The organism is Bradyrhizobium sp. UFLA05-89, from assembly GCF_059803475.1.
Genome location: NZ_JBANBA010000122.1, coordinates 1 through 14,614 on the forward strand (window position 1 = coordinate 1; position 14,614 = coordinate 14,614).

Annotated in this window: 12 protein-coding genes; 3 read left to right on the forward strand and 9 right to left on the reverse strand. The window is 64.6% G+C overall.

Going from position 1 to position 14,614, the window contains the following annotated elements; translation table 11 throughout:
* Positions 1 to 3 precede the first annotated feature (3 nt).
* On the reverse strand, positions 4 to 1,026 hold the full coding sequence (locus SO139_RS38760; RefSeq protein ID WP_449383101.1) for a methionine synthase: 1,023 nt from the start codon (positions 1,024 to 1,026) through the stop codon (positions 4 to 6).
* A gap of 129 nt (positions 1,027 to 1,155) precedes the next feature.
* Here SO139_RS38760 and SO139_RS38765 point away from each other — a divergent pair, with 129 nt between their 5' ends.
* Both SO139_RS38765 and SO139_RS38770 read left to right on the forward strand, forming a co-directional pair.
* Positions 1,156 to 1,764, forward strand: coding sequence for a 2-hydroxychromene-2-carboxylate isomerase (locus tag SO139_RS38765; RefSeq protein ID WP_498541683.1), 609 nt, complete (start codon positions 1,156 to 1,158; stop codon positions 1,762 to 1,764).
* Positions 1,764 to 2,741, forward strand: coding sequence for an NADPH:quinone oxidoreductase family protein (locus SO139_RS38770; RefSeq protein WP_449383082.1), 978 nt, complete (start codon positions 1,764 to 1,766; stop codon positions 2,739 to 2,741). Before SO139_RS38765 ends, SO139_RS38770 begins: the two co-directional genes overlap by 1 nt.
* A gap of 128 nt (positions 2,742 to 2,869) precedes the next feature.
* Here SO139_RS38770 and SO139_RS38775 read toward each other — a convergent pair whose 3' ends face one another.
* From SO139_RS38775 to SO139_RS38810, 8 genes are all read right to left on the reverse strand, one after another.
* Positions 2,870 to 3,541, reverse strand: coding sequence for an alpha/beta fold hydrolase (locus SO139_RS38775; protein WP_449383081.1), 672 nt, complete (start codon positions 3,539 to 3,541; stop codon positions 2,870 to 2,872).
* Positions 3,538 to 4,428, reverse strand: coding sequence for a crotonase/enoyl-CoA hydratase family protein (locus SO139_RS38780; RefSeq protein ID WP_449383080.1), 891 nt, complete (start codon positions 4,426 to 4,428; stop codon positions 3,538 to 3,540). Before SO139_RS38780 ends, SO139_RS38775 begins: the two co-directional genes overlap by 4 nt.
* Positions 4,429 to 4,554: 126 nt before the next feature.
* Complete coding sequence (locus tag SO139_RS38785; RefSeq protein ID WP_449383079.1) at positions 4,555 to 5,976, reverse strand: amidase; 1,422 nt, start codon at positions 5,974 to 5,976, stop codon at positions 4,555 to 4,557.
* Positions 5,969 to 7,141, reverse strand: coding sequence for a M20 aminoacylase family protein (locus SO139_RS38790; RefSeq protein ID WP_449383078.1), 1,173 nt, complete (start codon positions 7,139 to 7,141; stop codon positions 5,969 to 5,971). The genes SO139_RS38785 and SO139_RS38790 overlap by 8 nt, the downstream gene beginning before the upstream one ends.
* A 375-nt stretch (positions 7,142 to 7,516) precedes the next feature.
* Positions 7,517 to 9,163 carry an ABC transporter ATP-binding protein gene (locus tag SO139_RS38795; RefSeq protein ID WP_498541684.1) on the reverse strand — a complete coding sequence of 549 codons (1,647 nt, stop codon included), beginning with the start codon at positions 9,161 to 9,163 and terminating at the stop codon, positions 7,517 to 7,519.
* Between the two features lie 156 nt (positions 9,164 to 9,319).
* On the reverse strand, positions 9,320 to 10,207 hold the full coding sequence (locus SO139_RS38800; protein WP_449383076.1) for an ABC transporter permease: 888 nt from the start codon (positions 10,205 to 10,207) through the stop codon (positions 9,320 to 9,322).
* A 9-nt stretch (positions 10,208 to 10,216) separates the two neighbouring features.
* Entirely contained in the window at positions 10,217 to 11,158 is a 942-nt protein-coding gene (locus SO139_RS38805; protein WP_027526424.1) for an ABC transporter permease, read from the reverse strand.
* 342 nt (positions 11,159 to 11,500) lie between these two features.
* Positions 11,501 to 12,631, reverse strand: coding sequence for a M20/M25/M40 family metallo-hydrolase (locus SO139_RS38810; RefSeq protein ID WP_449383075.1), 1,131 nt, complete (start codon positions 12,629 to 12,631; stop codon positions 11,501 to 11,503).
* Positions 12,632 to 12,901: 270 nt separating this feature from the next.
* Here SO139_RS38810 and SO139_RS38815 point away from each other — a divergent pair, with 270 nt between their 5' ends.
* Positions 12,902 to 14,509: an ABC transporter substrate-binding protein gene (locus tag SO139_RS38815; RefSeq protein ID WP_449383074.1), complete on the forward strand. Its 1,608-nt coding sequence runs from the start codon at positions 12,902 to 12,904 to the stop codon at positions 14,507 to 14,509.
* Positions 14,510 to 14,614 lie beyond the last annotated feature (105 nt).

Consider the following 14,614-nt stretch of genomic DNA (forward strand, 5'->3'; position numbering starts at 1 on the left):
GCATCATCCCAGCCTCTCGCGCGCGAGAGCAGCGCCGGCACCGAGCGCCATCAGCTTGGCTTCCGCGATCTCCCGCCGCATCGGCGCCATGCCGCAATTGGTGGTGGCGATTATGTTGCTCTTGGGCACGAATTTCGACACCGCGTCGATCACCTGCACGACGTCGTCGGCCGTCTCGACCGTGTCGCTGGCGACATCGATCACGCCGGCCTGCACGACTTTGTGCTTGAGCAGCGCGAGCAGATCGAGCGGCACCTTGGAATTGCGGCATTCGATCGCGACCTGCTGGATCGAGCTCGCATCGATCGCCGGGAAGATCTGCTCATACTGCCGCCATTGGCTGCCTAGCGTTTCCTTCCAGTCGGTATTGGCCTTGATGCCGTAGCCGTAGCAGATGTGCACGGCGGTGGTGCAAGTGAGGCCCTCGGCGGCGCGCTCCAGCGCCCTGATGCCCCAGTCGTTGACCTCGTCCATGTAGACGTTGAAGGCGGGCTCGTCGAACTGGATGAGATCGACGCCGTCGGCCTGCAACGCCTTGGCTTCCGCGTTCAGGAGATCGGCGAAAGCAAAAGCCATCTTCACCCGATCGCCGTAGTAGCGATCGGCAATGGTGTCGATGATGGTCATCGGGCCGGGCAGCGTAAATTTCAGCTTCTTTTTCGTGTGCGTTCGCGCGACACGTGCCTCAAAGGCGTGGATGCGATCCTTGAGCTGCAACGGTGCGACCACCTGCGGCACCATCGCCTTGTAGCGATCCTTTCGGATTCCCATCTCGACCTTGTGCGCGAAGTCGATGCCCTCGATCTTCTCGAGAAAGCCGTGCACGAAGTGCTGCCGCGCCTGCTCGCCCTCGGTGACGATGTCGATGCCGGCGTCTTCCTGCAGCTTCAGCCAGATCAGCGTCGCGTCGCGCTTGGCGCGCAGGAGCTCGTCACCCTCTGACTTCCAGGGCGCCCAGAGCACGTTCGGCTCGGCGAGCCATTCCGGTTTCGGCAAGGAGCCGGCGATGGTGGTCGGAAACAGCATGGCGCCCTCCGGATCTGATGTCATTGCGCACCTTCCTGCCATGTCTTAACGTCGAGGTACAGAACAACAAAAGTCGGCTCATATTCCGGCGGCCTCGACAGGGAACAAAATGCAGACAAAGGAAACCCCATGATCGAGTTCTTCTTCGACTGCTCCAGCCCTTGGACCTATCTCGCCTTCCACAACATCCAGCCGCTGGCAAGGGAGCTCGGCGTCGAGATCGCCTGGCGGCCGATCCTGGTCGGCGGCATCTTCAACAGCGTTAACCCCAGCGTCTATGCGCAGCGGGAAAAGCCGGTGCCGCTGAAGGCGCGCTACATGCTGAAGGACCTCAACGACTGGGCGCGCTTCGCGGGGCTCGCGATCAAGATGCCGCCGACGGTGTTTCCGGTGAACAGCGTGAAGGCAATGCGCGGCTGCATCTGGCTCGCCGCGGACATGGTGCCGTTCGCGACCGCGGTGTTCGAGACCTATTGGAGCGCGGACAAGGACATCTCGCAGGATGCCGTGCTCGCAGACATCTGCAACAGGCTCGGCGTCGATGCGCAGAAATTCTTCGCCGGCATTTCCGAGCAGGCGGTCAAGGACCAGCTCAAGGCCAATACGGAAGAGGTCGTCGCGCGCGGTGGCTTCGGCTCGCCGACCATCTTTCTCGACAAGACCGATATGTATTTCGGCAATGACCGGCTGCCTTTGATCCGCGAGGGGCTGCTTCGCCGCAAGGCGAGTGCGGCCTGATGGTGCGGGCTGTCGTCTGCCGCGAGCTGGGTCCGCCCGAAAGCTTGCGGCTCGAGACTTTCCCGTCGCGGCCGCTTGGGGAAAGTGAGGTGCGGGTTGCGATCCGCGCCGCTGGGCTCAACTTTCCGGATATTCTGATGGCGGCCGGCGAATATCAGCTCAAGCCCGAGCTGCCGTTCACGCCGGGCGTGGAGGCCGCGGGCGATGTGACCGAGGTCGGCGCTGCAGCGCGCGGCGTTGCCGTCGGCGACAAGGTCATCGTCAAGATGCGCTACGGCGCCTATGCCGACGAAGCCGTGGTCGCCAGCTCACAGCTTACGCCGATGCCGTCGACCTTCGACTATGCGGAAGCAGCGACCTTCCTCGCCGGCCACGGCACCGCCTATCACGCGCTGATCGACCGCGGCAAGGTCGAGCCGGGCGACGTCTTGCTCGTGCACGGCGCCGGCGGCGGTGTGGGGCTCGCTGCCGTCGAGCTGGGCAAGATGTTGGGCGCGACGGTGATTGCGTGCGCGTCATCGGACGAGAAGCTGGCAATTGCGAAGGAGAGGGGTGCCGATCATCTCGTGCTCTACGCGCGCGAGCCGTTTCGCGATGCCGTCAAGCGCATCACCGACGGCCGCGGCGCCGACGTCGTGTTCGATCCGGTCGGCGGCGAGGTGTTCGAGAACTCGATGCGTTGCATTGCCTGGGGCGCGCGGCTTCTGGTGATCGGCTTCACGGGCGGCATCGGCTCGGCGAAAACAAATCTGCTGCTGATCAAGGGCGCGAGCGTGCTGGGCGTGCGCGCCGGCGAAGCGGTACGCAAAAATCCGGCGCTGGGCGAGGTGCGTCTGAAGGCGCTGCTCGCATGGGCGGAGGAAGGTAAGCTGCGCCCCAAGGTCTCGCACCGTCTGCCGCTGGAGGATTATGCGAAGGCGATGCGATTGCTGATCGACCGCAAGGCGATCGGCCGCGTGGCGCTGGTGATGGATTGATGCTGCGTAGGGTGGGCAAAGGCGCTCTTGCGCCGTGCCCACCATCTCTCTCGACAATTGCGACAGAAGAGGTGGGCACGCTTCACTTTGCCCACCCTCCGATCTCGAACTACGATCTCGAACTACGATCACGGACGCATCGGGAAGCATCCGTTCTGCAGGAAGGCGATGGTCGCAGCGATCGCCTCCTCATTTCGCATCAGCCACGGATGCGAAGCGTGCACCACCATGTGGTCGGCCATGCCGTCGACCTCGGTGTTCGCGACCGAGACGCGTCCGTCATGTGGGCGCGGCAGCACGGCGCCAGCCACCGGATAGATCGAGCGATCGCCGGCGATAACGCCGAGGGGATAGTTGATTGGCGGCAGGAGCGCTGTCGTCGCGGCGTCGCGATGCGTACCCAGCTGCTGCCCGGCCGGACCGAAGAAGGCGCGGTATGGGAAAGAGCTCATCAGGCGATCGGCGACCTCGCTGCCGCCATTGGGGGTCCCCAGCATCACGACGCGTCCGAGATTTCTCGTCCGGTGCCGCGCGAGATAGACGCGCGCCAGAAGGCCGCCCATGGAGTGGCAGACGAAATGCACGGCGCCGCTCACTGAGCCGGCAAAGGATTCGATTGCCGGATGAATGTCGTCCGCGAGCTCTTGAAGCGCCTTGCGACGGCTGGCGTAGTCGAGGTTGAGCGTTGCATAGCCGGCGCGCTCGATCGCGATCGCCATCTTGTGAAACGAGCGCGCTGTCCGGCTGATCCCGTGCAGGAGGACGACGCCGTCTTGCGGCTTCGTCGGGCCCGGGCTCACTTGTACTCACGCTCCGTCCACCACGGAAAATAATCCGGCATGTCGCTCGACACCTTGTTCTTGAACCGCGCGGGGCGCTTCTCCAGGAACGACATCACGCCTTCCTTGACGTCGTCGGAGCGGCCGCGGGCATAGATGCCTCGGCTGTCGACCTTGTGCGCTTCCATGGGATCGTCGGCGCCCATCATGCGCCACATCATCTGACGGATCAGCGCGATTGACACCGGCGCGGTCTTGGCCGCGATCTCCTTTGCCAGTGAGCGCGCGGTCGGCAGGAGATCATCCGGTGGCACCACCTTGCTCACCAGCCGCCCGGCGAGCGCCTCCTGCGCCGGGAAGACGCGGCCGGTATAGCACCATTCCAGCGCCTGCGAGATGCCGACGAGGCGCGGCAGGAACCAGCTCGACGCCGCCTCAGGCACGATGCCGCGCTGGGAGAACACGAAGCCGAAGCGCGCCGCCTCCGAGGCAATGCGTATGTCCATCGCAAGCTGCATGGTGACGCCGATGCCGACCGCAGGGCCGTTCACGGCGGCGATCACGGGTTTGAGGCTCTTGAAGATGCGCAGCGTCACCTGGCCGCCGCCATCGCGCACCTGCGGATCGCTGTAGTCGACCTGGCCGCTCGCAAGCCGCTTCACCGGTCCGCGCCGCGCGTCGCGGTCAAAGGTGTCGGCGCCCGAGGAGAGATCGGCACCGGCGCAGAAGGCACGGCCTTCGCCGGTGACGATGATGGCGCGGATACCGTCGTCCTTGTCGGCAGCGTCGAACGCTTCGATCAGCTCCGCCTGCATCTTGGCATTGAAGGCGTTGAGCTTCTCCGGCCGGTTCAGCGTGATGGTGAGGATCTCGTCGGCGACCTCGTATTTGATCGTCTCATACGCCATGGTGGTTTCCTCTCTTGATGTTCTTGAAGCAATTCTGTCATTGCCGGGCTTGGCCCGGCAATCCATCTTTTTTGAAGAGGATGGATGCGCGGGTCGAGCCCGCACATGGCGACTTGCGGTTTGTCGCTAATGCGCCGGCGGCGACGGCCAAGGCCTCTGAGCCCCGCGCAAACCTTCGAACGCCTTGGCCAGGCCGAGCACGCCGAGGTCGTCGAAGCGGCGGCCGATGATCTGCACACCGATCGGAAAGCCCTTGGCGTCGAAGCCGCCGTTGATCGATATCGCCGGGTTCTCCGACATATTCCATGGCACGGTATAGCAGATGTGCTCGAACGGCTTCATCGGATCGTCGGTGGGCGAGGCCAGTTCCGCCGGGAAGTTGACGTTCGGCGCCGTCGGCGAGATCACATAATCGAGCTCGCAGAATAGCTTTGCCGCGGCGGCGCGGATTGCCATGGTCTGGTTGAATCCGCGGATCACCTCGACGCCGGAGAGTCTTGCGCCGGACTCGCCCCATTTGAAGATGTAGGGCAGCACCTTGGCTTGCTCGGCAGGTGCGAGCTTCGAAAGATCGTCCCACATCCGCGCGCGCCAGAACTTGTCGAGGCCATCGAGCATCTCGCGCGTCAAAATCCCGTCGACCTCGGTGACGACGGCGCCGGCGGACTCGAACGCTTTGGCGGCTTTCACCGCGACGTCACGCACCGACTTCTCCAGCGGCAGGCCAACGCCGAGATCGAGCATCAGGCCGATGCGCAACTTGCGCGGTGACTTCTCCAGCGTCTTCCAGTTGATGGTGTCGGCCGGCAGGCTCATGCCATCGCGACGGTCGGGCTTTGCGATCACGCTCATCATCAGCGCGCAGTCGTCAACCGTGCGGGTCATGGGACCCGCGACACGGCCGACATAGGGTGGATCGATCGGCACCCGGCCAAAGCTCGGCTTCAATCCGACGAGACCGCACCAGCCCGCCGGCAGCCGCACCGAGCCGCCGATGTCGGTGCCGAGATGCAGGGGGCCGTAACCGGCCGCAGCAGCGGCGCCAGCACCCGCGCTCGAGCCGCCTGGATTTTTCGAGAGGTCCCAGGGGTTGCGCGCCAGCGCATGGAAGCTGGAAAGACCCGACGACAGCATGCCGTAATCGGGCATGGTGGTCTTGGCGAAGATGATCGCGCCGGCCTCGCGCAGGCGCGCGGCCGGCGGGGCGTCTTTCGCCGCCGGCACGAGCTTCACGCTCGCGGCGCCCAGCGGCACGGGTACGCCCTTGGTCGCGATGTTGTCCTTCACCGACACCGGCACGCCGTCGAGCGGACCGGACGGCTCGCCGCCGGACCAGCGCGCGGTCGAGGCCTTTGCAGCCTCGCGTGCGCCGTCGGGGTCGTAAGCATAGAGCGACTTGAGATGCGGCTCCCACGCTGCGACATGCGCGATCACGTCCTCCAGCACCTCGCTCGGCGAGAACTGCCTGGACTTGTAGCCCACGATCATATCGACCGCGGACAGATCGTGCAGCGAGGTGACCTTCTCGTCGGCGCGCGGCTTATGCATGGCCACCGACCGGCATGCGGGACTCGATGATGCGGGCGAACATGCTGGCGCCGATCGGCAAAATCTTGTCGTCGAGCACGTAGCCGGGATTGTGCACCGGCACCGAGCCGTCATGCCCGACCCAGAAATAGGCGCCGGGAATGGTCTGCAGCATGTCGGCAAAATCCTCGCTGCCCATCTTCGGCTGGGTGCGGGTGATCACCCTGGCGGGATCGACGACGGTGCGCGCGACCTCTTCGACCACCTTGGACTGCTCGACCTGGTTGACCAGCACGCCAAAGGCGTCGCGGATGTCGGCCTCGATCTCGACCTGGAAGGCGCTGGCGACGCCGGCGCAGATCGTGCGCATGCGCTCGCGGATCAGCGCGCGCACTTCATCGGAGAAGGCGCGCACGGTGCCGCAGAGATGCGCTTCGCCGGGAATGACGTTGTAGGCGGAGCCCGCATGAATCTGGGTGATCGACACGACGGCGGCCTGGAGCGGCTCGACGTTGCGGCTGACGATGGTCTGAACGGCCTGCGCCAGCGTGGTTGCGATCACCACGGCGTCCTTGGAACGCTCCGGCATCGCGCCATGCGCGCCATAGCCATTGATGCGCAGGTCGAAGAAATCGGCGCCGGCCATTGCGGGTCCCGGCAGGATCGCGATCTCGCCGAGATTGAGGTCGGGTGCGTTGTGCAGGCCGTAGAGCTCGTCGCAGGGAAATTTTTCGAACAATCCGTCCTTGATCATGGCGCGGGCGCCGCCGAGACCTTCCTCGGCCGGCTGGAAGATCAGGTGCACGGTGCCGTCGAAATTCCGCGTCTCGGCGAGGTAGCGCGCGGTGCCGAGCAGCATGGTGGTGTGGCCGTCATGGCCGCAGCCGTGGAAGCGGCCGGGAATGGTGGAGCGCCATTTCAGGTTGGTGTTCTCCTCCATCGGCAGCGCGTCCATGTCGGCGCGAAGCCCGATGCGCTTTCCGCTCGCACCCTTGCCCTTGATGACGCCGACCACGCCGGTGCCGCCGAGCCCGCGATGCACCTCGATGCCCCAGCTCTTCAGCTTGTCGGCGACGATGCCGGAGGTGCGGACCTCCTCGAAGCCGATCTCGGGATGGGCATGCAGGTCGCGGCGGATGGCGGTAAGTTCGTCGGCATAGCCGTCGATGCGGTCGATGGTGGGCATCTTGTCCTTGATTCCTTAGCCTGATGGAGGATCGAAAGCGGGGCCGTTCGGCTTGATGCGGATACGCGCGACGTTAACCGCCTTTGCGGCAAGAGCAAGCAAGGCAGACAATCGTGCCGCGCATGGCGTCAAGCCGTTTTGGGAATGGTGCGGATGCGGTGGGTGTTGTGAGTGGAGTCATCGCAACAACCTGGGTGTGTCGTCCCGGCGAAGGCCGGGACCCATAACCCCAGGGAGAAGTTTGACGAAGATCAGGAGTTTGGGACGCGCATCATGCGCGATCGATAGATTCCGCGGTATGGGTCCCGGCCTTCGCCGGGACGACGATAGGGGAGCAGAGTGCCTCCAAACTCCCGCCAACGCGCGCGGAGAAACCTACGCGCTCGCCACCGCGCTTTCCACCGGCCGGAAATTGGCAAAGTCCCAGCCGCGGCCCGGCGCCGCATCGAGCAGGGACTTGGTGTAGGCTTCCTTCGGATGCGTCAGCACCTCGGCCGCCGGTCCCTGTTCGACGACACGGCCGTGCTGCATCACGACGACTTCGTCGCAGATCTGCGCTGCGACACGCAAGTCGTGGGTGATGAACAGGATCGCGATACCGAGCCGCTTCTGGATCTCGTCCAGAAGTTCCAGCACCTGCGCCTGCACGGAGACGTCGAGCGCGGAGACCGCTTCATCCGCGACCAATACGTCGGGATCGAGCGCGAGCGCGCGCGCAATGGCGATGCGCTGGCGCTGGCCGCCCGAGAACTGGTGCGGATAGCGCGCGACCGCATCGGCCGGCAGGCCGACCAGTTCCAGAAGCTCGCGTGCGCGCTTCAGCGCATCGGCGCGCGAGACGCCGTAGTTGATCGGGCCTTCCGCAATGCTCTCGCCCACGCTGACGCGCGGGTTGAGCGAGCGGTAGGGATCCTGGAACACGATCTGGATTTTCTGGCGATGCGGCTGGAGCAACCGCCGCGACAGGTCGGAAATTTCGCGGCCCGCGAGGCGCACGCCGCCCGAGGTCGGATCGATCAGGCGGACGATGCAACGCGCCACCGTCGACTTGCCCGAGCCGCTTTCGCCGACGATGCCGAGCGTGCGGCCTTTGCGCAAGGTGAGGGTGACCTTGTCGGCGGCGACCACCTCGCGGCCTTTGCCGAAGAAGGTGCGCTCGCGATAGACCTTGCCGAGGTCGTTGGCCTCCAGCACGACCGGTTCCTTGGTTTCAGGTCGCGCTGCGCGCGGCACGAGGCTCGGCACCGAGGCGAGCAGGTTGCGGGTGTATTCCATCGAGGGATTGCGCAGCACGGAATCGAGTGTTCCGGTTTCGACCAGGCGGCCCTGCCGCATCACCGCGACGCGGTCGGCTATCTCGGCCACCACGCCCATGTCGTGGGTGATGAACAGCACGGCGGTGCCGTGATCGCGCTGCAGGTCGCGGATCAGGGTGAGGATCTGTTTCTGCGTTGTGACGTCGAGCGCGGTGGTCGGCTCGTCGGCGATGAGCAGTTTCGGCTCCAGCACGAGCGCCATCGCGATCATGATGCGCTGGCGCTGGCCGCCGGAGAGGCGGTGCGGGTAGGAGGCGAAGATGCGCTCGACCTGCGGCAGCCGCACCTGTTCCATCATCTCGAGGATGCGCTTGCGCCGAGCCTTGGCGTCGAGCTCGGTGTGGGCGCGCAGGACCTCGTCGATTTGGCGGCCGACCGGAACGACCGGATTGAGTGCGGTCATCGGCTCCTGGAAGATCATGGCCATCTGCGTGGCGCGCAACTGCCGCAGGCGGCGGTCGGTCGCGGTGAGGAGTTCCTCGCCGACGAGCTTGACGCTGCCGCCGGTGGGCGTCAGCGAGCCCTTCTGCAACAGGCCCATCACGGTGAGCGATGTCACCGACTTGCCGGAGCCGCTCTCGCCGACGAGGCACAGCGTCTCGCGCTCGCGCACCTGGATGGAGATGCCGTCGATGATCTTCGGCCCGCTCGGCGTCTTGCCGATGGAGACGGTGAGGTTGTTGATGTCGAGGACGGTGTTGGTCATCCAATTACTCCGTCGTCATTGCAAGGAGCCACCCGGTCCCGCTTTCGGCGGGCCGGATGACAGGCTCCGCGACGAAGCAATCCAGAATCTTTCCGCGGGGACAGTCTGGATTGCTTCGCCGGCAATGACGGAAAGGGGCGGTGCCGGTGGGGACAATCACTTGCCCTCCCGCTGCTTCATGCGGGGGTCGAGTGCGTCGCGGGCGGCGTCGCCGATCAGATTGATGCTGAGGATCGCGAGCGAGAGGAGGAGGCCCGGCCAGAAGATCAGCGACGGCTTGATCTGGAAGTACTGACGTCCCTCGGCCATGATGTTGCCCCAGGTCGGCGTCTCCGGCGAGATGCCGGCGCCGAGGAAGGAGAGGATGGCTTCTGTGAGGATCGCGGATGCGCAGACATAGGTGCCTTGCACGATCAGCGGCGCGATCGTGTTCGGCATTAGGTGGCGCCACATGATCTTCGGCAGGGAAGAGCCGACCGAGATCGCCGCTTCCACATAAGGCTCTTCGCGCGCGGACAGGACGACGGAGCGCACCAGGCGCGCCACGCGCGGAATCTCGGGAATGGTGATCGCGACCAGCACGGTCCAGATGCTGGCGCCCGACAGCGAAACGACGGCGATCGCGAGCAGGATGCTCGGCATCGCCATCAAGCCGTCCATGACGCGCATCATGATGGAATCGACCAGCTTGAAGAAGCCGGCGACGAGGCCGATCGCCAGCCCGATGGCGATCGAGAGGATCGCCGAGCCGATCCCGATCAGCAGCGAGACGCGGCCGCCATAGATCACGCGCGACAACAGATCGCGGCCGAAGGCGTCGGTGCCGAGCAGGAATTGCGCTGAGGCCGGCTTCAGGCGCTGCGAGGGCGCGAGCAGGACCGGATCATGCGGCGCGATCAGCGGCGCAAGGATCGAGATCAGCGCGATCAGCGCGAGGCAGATCGTCGCGGCCGCGATGATCGGCGTCGACGTAAGGAATCCGAACCGCGGCCGTAGCGGCGAGGTGATGGGGATGGACGATTGGGGAAGAGTATCAACCGACATGCTGGAGCCTCAATACCTGATCCGCGGATCAAGGAGGGTGTAGGCGACGTCGATCAGAAGATTGACGACGACATAGATCAGCGACGTCAGCAGGATCATCGCCTGGATCACCGGATAGTCGCGCGCCAGCACCGCGTCGACAGTAAGACGGCCGATGCCGGGAATGTTGAACACGCTTTCGGTGACGACGACGCCGGAGATCAGAAGGGCAAAGCCGGTGCCGATCACGGTGATCACGGGAACGGCGGCATTGCGCAGCGCATGCCGCATCATGACCGCGACCTCGCTGATGCCCTTGGCGCGCGCGGTGCGCACATAGTCTTCGCCGAGCACGTCGAGCATCGCCGCCCGCGTCATGCGCGCGATCAGGGCGATATAGATGAAGGACAGCGCGCAGGTCGGAAGGATGATGCGCTCGAAGAACGGGCCGAAGCCGGCCGTGATGCTCTTGAAGCCCTGCACCGGCACCCAGCGCAGGTCGATGGCGAAAATCTCGATCAGGACATAGCCGACCACGAACACGGGCACGGAGAAGCCGAGCACGGAGAGGCCCATCACGAAGCGGTCGATCCAGGTGCCATGCTTCCACGCCGCGATCACGCCGAGCGGAACGGCGACGACGACCGCAAGGATGATGGTGGAGAGCGCGATCGAGATCGACGGCTCGACGCGCTGGCCGATCATCTTCAGCACCGGCAGGTTGGAGATCAGCGACGTCCCGAGATCGCCGTGCAGGAGCTTGTTGATCCAGGTGATGAACTGCACGATGAGGGGCTCGTTGAGGCCGAGCGAGGCGCGGATGCGCTCGAGCCGTTCGGGCGTCGCGTTGTCGCCGGCGAGGATCGCAGCCGGATCGCCCGGAGTGAGCCGGAGCAGGAGGAAGACGAAAAGCGCGACCACGCCCATCACGGGGACGGCGGCGAGGATTCTGCGAACGAGATATCCGAGCAAGTTGGATCCGTCAGATTTAGAGTCAAACCGGCGAGGCGTCCTACGGCAGGTTGCCACCAAGCTGACGTTTCAGCAATTCCCATGCCATCGAGGCCGTCGTTTTTGCGGTGCAGCCAACGTGCTTTGCGCGCGGTTCTAATTGTCAATCTAGCCGTCATGCCCGGGCATCCAGGCCTTCTTCGTCGGGTGGGCAAAACCACCGGGTCGCGCGAACGCGCGCCCGATGATAGGCTCCGCGTGCCCACCACTTCTATCGCAATCTTGGAGAGTTCTATCGCAATCTTGGAGAGAGATGGTGGGGACGGCGCGCGAAGAGCGCGCCTTTGCCGACCCTACGAAGCCCTATTCCAGCGTCGCCAACAGCCCGGCCATCAATCGGCCGCGTTCGGCGAGGCTGTCGACCTCGATGTGCTCGTCGAGCGTGTGGGCATCGGCGCCGCGCACGCCCAGGCCGTCGAGGGTCGGGATACCCATCGCGCCGGTAAAGTTGCCGTCGGAACCGCCGCCGGCGCTGGCATGCGGCAGCTTGGCGCCGAGCTCGCGGGCAATCCCGCGCGCTTTCTCGTACAGCGCCATCGTGCCGGCATCGGGTTCCCAGACCGGACGTGTGACCCCGCGCGTCACCTTGAAGCCGACATCATTGGTTGTGCCGGACAGCGCCAGCATCTTCTCGACGCCGCGGTCGAGATCGGCCTGGCGCTTGGCCATGGAGAGCGCCTCGCCGATACAGGTAGTGGCAACGCAATTGACCCACTGCCCGCCATGCACGATGCCGACCGAGAAGGTGCAATCCTCCGTGGTCATCGCGTCGATCGCGAGAATCTGCCTGGCCATTTCCCGTATCGCGGAACGTCCCGCGGAGAGCGTCGCGCCGGCGTGGCTCGGCCGCCCGGTTGCCTCGAGATTGAAGCGCGCGATCGCGTAGCGCCCGGTGACGACGCCGTTGTCGGGCCGGCCCGGCTCGGGCACCAGCACGTATTTGTTGCGCGCAGCCTCGGCCTCGATGATGTCGCGTGTCGATGGCGTGCCGACTTCCTCGTCGGGCGTGAACAGCACCGTAATCGGCAGCGGCGTTACGAAGGAGGCGCGGGCCAATTGCCTGATGGCCTCGAGCGAGAGGTAGTTACCTCCCTTCATGTCGAAGATGCCTGGGCCGTAGCACTTGTTGCCTTCTCGCCGCCATCTCAGCTTCTCGATGGTGCCGACGGGGTGCACGGTGTCCATGTGACCGGCGATCAGGATGCCCGGCTCGCCTTGCTTCGGATGCGGAAAGCGTGCGCGCACGACGCCGCCAAAGCCTTGTCGGCCGGCGATGTGCTCGATCGTCGCACCCATGATCGCCATGTCGCGCGCGGCGAGGTCGAGCATGCGGTTCACGGCAACCGCGTTCCAGGTCGGACTTTCGCATTCGACCCATGCGTGCAGACCTTGCAGCATGACTTCAGAATCAAACGGGAGATTGGTTGGATTCATGGGCGGCCTCTTCAGGCTTCGCACGCGCGGAACACGCGTTGCATAGCAGTCGGGAAACGATCGGCGGGATTGGTTGTAGAGCGAAACATGCAAACATGGAGCCCGTGCGCGCGCCTGCATGGGCATGCAGCGAAAGCGGATTGACGCTTTCGATGCGCTCTGCAACTCTCGAAAAGGTAAAGGCATTGCATGATGTGGGCGCCTAACGAACGATCCGAATGCTCAACCAATAACCTGCCTTTGACCAGTTTCACGTCAGGAGAAACGTCGATGTTCCACTTCTTGCGCCGGGGACGCAGCGCGATCGTCTCCAAGCTCGTGCTGTCGGCCGTCGCGCTCACCGCACTGGGCTCGCCGGTCCTTGCCGCAGGCAAGACCATCACGGCGGTGATGCACTCGGACCTCAGGATCATCGATCCGATCTTCACCACGGCCTACATCACGCGCGACCATGGCTACATGGTTTACGACACGTTGATCGCGACCGATTCGAATTTCAAGATCCAGCCGCAGATGGCGGACTGGAAAATCTCCGACGACAAGCTCACCTACACCTTCACGCTGCGCGACGGGTTGGAGTGGCATGACGGCACGCCGGTGACGGCTGAAGACTGTGTCGCCTCGCTGCAGCGCTGGGCCAAGGTCGACGGCATGGGCCAGAAGTTGATGGACTTCACCGCCAGCCTGGAGGCGACTGACGCCAAGACCATCACGTTGAAGCTGAAGGAGCCCTACGGCCTCGTGCTCGACTCCATCGGCAAGCCGTCCTCGCGCGTCGCCTTCATGATGCCAAAGCGCCTCGCCGAGACGCCGCCGGACAAGCAGATCCCCGAGCAGATCGGCTCCGGCCCCTTCAAGTTCGTGCAGGCCGAATTCCAGCCAGGCGTGAAGGCGGTCTACGAGAAGAACAAGGACTATGTGCCGCGCAAGGAGCCGTCGAGCTGGACCGCCGGCGGCAAGGTGGTGAAGGTCGATCGTGTCGAGTGGGTCACGATGCCGGACTCGCAGACCGCGGTGAACGCGCTGCAATCGGGCGACATCGATTTCATGGAGAATCTGCCGTACGACATGCTGCCGTTGCTGGAGGCGAACAAGGAGCTCACGATCGAGGTCTCGAACAAGTTCGGTTTCCAGACGCTCGGACGGATGAACTTCCTTTATCCGCCGTTCGACAACGTGAAACTGCGTCGCGCTGCCTTGCTGGCGATGAACCAGAAGGATGTGCTCGACGCGCTCGTCGGCAACCCCAAATATCAGAAGGTCTGCGGTGCCTTCTTCGTGTGCGACACGCCGCTCGCGACCGACGTCGGCGCCGAGAGCCTGATCAAGGGCAATGGCATGGCGGAAGCCAAGAAGCTGCTCGCCGAGTCCGGCTATGACGGCACGCCGGTCGTGATCATGGGGCCCGGCGACGTCACCACGCTGAAGGCGCAGCCGATCGTGGCCGCGCAGTTGCTGCGTGAAGCCGGTTTCAAGGTCGACTTTCAGGCGACCGACTGGCAGACCGTGGTGAGCCGTCGCGCCAGCCAGAAGCCGCCGAAGGAGGGCGGCTGGAACATGTTCTTCACCAACTGGGTCGCCGCGGACGTCTCCAACCCGATCGCCAATCTCTCGATCGGCGGCCAGGGCAAGAAGGGCGGCTGGTTCGGCTGGGCGGAAGACGCCAAGATCGAACAGCTCAAGGATGCCTTCGTGCATGCGAGCTCGCTCGACGAGCAGAAGAAGATCGCCGCCGAGATCCAGAAGGAAGCCTACGAGCAGGTGATCTACATCCCGCTCGGCCAGTATTTGCTGCCGAGCGGCTGGCGCAAGTCGCTCACCGGCGTGCTCGACGGCCCGGCGACGCCGGTGTGGTGGAACGTGGACAAGTCCGAGTAGGCGGCACGCCGCTCTCCAAGCGGACGAAGTTGACGATGGCCGGGGCAGTCGCCCCGGCCATTTTCGTATCGCGGCTTGCCGGAATCCGGCAACTCCTGCACCAAG

Bases quoted from the DNA above. Each gene is read 5' to 3' on its own strand.
- SO139_RS38760 (WP_449383101.1), bottom strand. From the start codon at position 1,026: ATGCTGTTTCCGACCACCATCGCCGGCTCCTTGCCGAAACCGGAATGG.
- SO139_RS38765 (WP_498541683.1), top strand. From the start codon at position 1,156: ATGATCGAGTTCTTCTTCGACTGCTCCAGCCCTTGGACCTATCTCGCC.
- SO139_RS38770 (WP_449383082.1), top strand. From the start codon at position 1,764: ATGGTGCGGGCTGTCGTCTGCCGCGAGCTGGGTCCGCCCGAAAGCTTG.
- SO139_RS38780 (WP_449383080.1), bottom strand. From the start codon at position 4,428: ATGGCGTATGAGACGATCAAATACGAGGTCGCCGACGAGATCCTCACC.
- SO139_RS38785 (WP_449383079.1), bottom strand. From the start codon at position 5,976: ATGCATAAGCCGCGCGCCGACGAGAAGGTCACCTCGCTGCACGATCTG.
- SO139_RS38790 (WP_449383078.1), bottom strand. From the start codon at position 7,141: ATGCCCACCATCGACCGCATCGACGGCTATGCCGACGAACTTACCGCC.
- SO139_RS38795 (WP_498541684.1), bottom strand. From the start codon at position 9,163: ATGACCAACACCGTCCTCGACATCAACAACCTCACCGTCTCCATCGGC.
- SO139_RS38800 (WP_449383076.1), bottom strand. From the start codon at position 10,207: ATGTCGGTTGATACTCTTCCCCAATCGTCCATCCCCATCACCTCGCCG.
- SO139_RS38810 (WP_449383075.1), bottom strand. From the start codon at position 12,631: ATGAATCCAACCAATCTCCCGTTTGATTCTGAAGTCATGCTGCAAGGT.
- SO139_RS38815 (WP_449383074.1), top strand. From the start codon at position 12,902: ATGTTCCACTTCTTGCGCCGGGGACGCAGCGCGATCGTCTCCAAGCTC.